Here is a 3,111-nt window from a genome sequence, read left to right as displayed (position 1 = left end):
GCTCGACCGCCCGCTGGAGTACATGCACTTTGGCAAGATCACCTACGGTGTCGACGAGCGCGGCGAAGTCGGCCTGCTGACGCGCAACATCAAGGTCCAGGCTTCGGACGACGCCGAGAAGACCTACTTCGGCGGGCACATCATGGCGATGGCCGGCGCGAAAATGTACGTCTCTGGTGTCGAGCTCTATCGAATGGGGCAGAACATGCACCTCGCCCGCTATCCGATCCACTGGCACATCATCGGCAAGGCCTCCGGGCAATACATCGAGAACGCCTCGATCCACGACACCTACAGCCGTTGCGTTACGGTGCATGGAACCGACGATGTTCGTGTCGAGAATAATGTGACGTTCAACACCGTGGGCCACTGCTTCTTCCTCGAAGACGGGGTCGAAACCGGCAACCAGTTCATTCGAAACCTGGCGATCCAGACCAAGTGCCATCCCGACGGCAAACCCTGTATCCCGACCAACCTCTTCCTCGCCCACCAGTCCACGAAGGGGCAGGACGCCAAGGACATCCTGCTCCCGTCGGACAACACGGCATCGTCGTTCTGGATTACCAACCCGGACAACGTCTACCGCGACAACGTGGCAGCGGGCTCGGACGAAATCGGCTTCTGGTACGCCTTACCAACGCACCCGACAGGCGCATTTCTCGACAAGGAAGGCAGCGACAACATCTGGCCCGGTCGGACCAAGGTGCGCGAGTTCAGCGGCAACGTCGCCCATTCCAACTTCGACGGCATGGTGCTCGATCGCGGCCCGAACGCCGAGGGCAGGTTCGGCATCGCCGGCCCCAATCTCACCAGCTACAACGACCCGACCGATCCGAAGAGTGGACTGGTCATTTCAGAGTTCGACAACTTCACCGGCTACAAGAACCGCAACGGCGCGATCTGGGGTCGCGGTGAGTACCATCTCTACAAGGGACTGAAGCTGGCCGACAACGCCATCGGCTTCACCCACGCATCCGGTATTCCGGGTGCCGCGCCCTTCACCTCGAAGGTGGTCGATTCGCTGTTCGTCGGCGAGAGTGACAATATCGGCAATCCGCGGACGCCCCAGGAAGTGACCTACGGCCGCAGCCTGCCGTCCGCCGCGGCGGACTTCCCGATCCGCGGCTACGAGTATTACGATTTCCACCACGAGATCGTGAACACGACCTTCGTGAACTTCCAGCCCAACCAACTGCGCGATGCGGGGGCGATTTCGTACCTGCTGTTCACCAGCTTCGGCATGAGCACCTCGAACTCGGTCGAAGGCCTCAAGTTCCTCAACGCGCAGCCGGTCAGCTTCCCGCCAATCCAGAAGCGCTGGGCCTCGGACTACGGACGCAGCGCGGCCTACCAGAGCGCCGCGTTCCATGACCTCGACGGTTCGGTCAGCGGTATCCCCGGCGCCTACATCGTCATCGACAATGGAATCGCGGCCGACCAGGAATCTTGCGAAATGAAGCCGATCTGGAATGCGGCCATCTGCAAGGGCGACATGGGTCGCTTCAGCATCGCCGGCAATTTCAGCGGCTTCCAGACCGGCCCGATCACCGATCCGATCATCCTACAGCGCAACGGCAAGCGGTTCGAGTACATCGGCGAGACCACCATCGGCAGCGGCGCCGAGGTACGGGTCGAAACCTCGCGTGACAAACTGTCGCTGTCGCTGACGGAGATGGACGACGGCTCGTCGCTGATTCTCGAATTCCCCGGTTTCAACACCGCTTCCGGAGCCGTGGAAGAATCCAGCCTCGATGCGCTGCGGGCATCCAAGAAGACCGCCTACTTCAAGGACGGCGACACCCTGTGGGCCAAGCTCGTAGTCGACAATAAGGCCGGCCTGACGATTGCGCCCGGAGGCAATGGCCCCCCGGGCCTCACTCCTCGCGCCCTGCCTGTGGGTGCCAAACTCGATGTCAGCAAGGTTGATCCGGTTGGCACGGCGTCGCTCGACCAAGGAGGAACCCGGCGCGAGTGACGCCCCGGGGATGGTCCAAATTGCCGCTTGGCAATCTGGACCATCCGCCACAAAACTGTAGCCTGACAATGAGAGCGGGACGGAACTGTCCCGGTTGAGGGGATATCTGTCATGCGTTTGCGGTCACGCCCGTTCCTAGTTTCCTTGCTGCTTCCCGCGTCGCTCCTGTTCGGCGCTGGGACAGCTGGGGCGCAGGACGAACACGCCCACATGGCTGAGGCCACCGATGCGCCTGTCGCGGCGACGAAGGCCACGCGCTGGTCCGATCCCGCCACCTGGCCCGACGGCAAGGTCCCGGGCAAGGGCGATGCGGTAATGATCGGCCGCGACATGAACGTGGTGCTCGACGTCAATCCGCCAGCGCTGCGCAGCCTGACCGTCGATGGCACCCTGAGCTTTTCGGACGATCTCGATCTCGGGCTGGAGACCGAATGGATCTACCTGCGCCGCGGCGAGCTGAACATCGGTAGCGAGGCGAGTCCCTACACGCACAAGGCGACCATCACCCTCACCGACAACGTGCCAGGCGAAGACATCAACACGATGGGCGACCGCGGCATCATGGTCATGGGCGGCACTCTGAGCCTGCACGGCGACCGCGAGCACACCTGGACAAAGCTGGCGAAGACGGCCCAGGCCGGTTCCACGGAAATCGAGGTCCTTGATGCCAGCGGCTGGCGCAAGGGCGACGAAATCGCCCTCGCCTCGACCGACTTCGATCCCCGGCAGGCGGAGCGGCGCACGATCGCTTCCATCCGCGGCAACGTGCTCAAGCTCGACCGCCCGCTGGAGTACATGCACTTTGGCAAGATCACCTACGGTGTCGACGAGCGCGGCGAAGTCGGCCTGCTGACGCGCAACATCAAGGTCCAGGCTTCGGACGACGCCGAGAAGACCTACTTCGGCGGGCACATCATGGCGATGGCCGGCGCGAAAATGTACGTCTCTGGTGTCGAGCTCTATCGAATGGGGCAGAACATGCACCTCGCCCGCTATCCGATCCACTGGCACATCATCGGCAAGGCCTCCGGGCAATACATCGAGAACGCCTCGATCCACGACACCTACAGCCGTTGCGTTACGGTGCATGGAACCGACGATGTTCGTGTCGAGAATAATGTGACGTTCAACACCGT

At 62.3% G+C, this 3,111-nt stretch carries 2 protein-coding genes; both read left to right on the top strand.

All coding sequences use genetic code 11. From position 1 onward, the window contains the following. A partial coding sequence (locus tag GRI89_RS12635; protein WP_235913345.1) for a hypothetical protein occupies positions 1-1,975 on the top strand: 1,975 nt, incomplete at its 5' end. 210 nt (positions 1,976-2,185) lie between these two features. Next, the coding region (locus GRI89_RS12630) for a G8 domain-containing protein (protein ID WP_201290930.1) at positions 2,186-3,111 on the top strand (926 nt) is incomplete at its 3' end.

Origin of the sequence: Croceibacterium salegens (genome assembly GCF_009827435.1) — a bacterium.
Lineage (GTDB): Bacteria > Pseudomonadota > Alphaproteobacteria > Sphingomonadales > Sphingomonadaceae > Croceibacterium_B > Croceibacterium_B salegens.
This window is presented reverse-complemented; position numbering and strand designations above follow the sequence as displayed.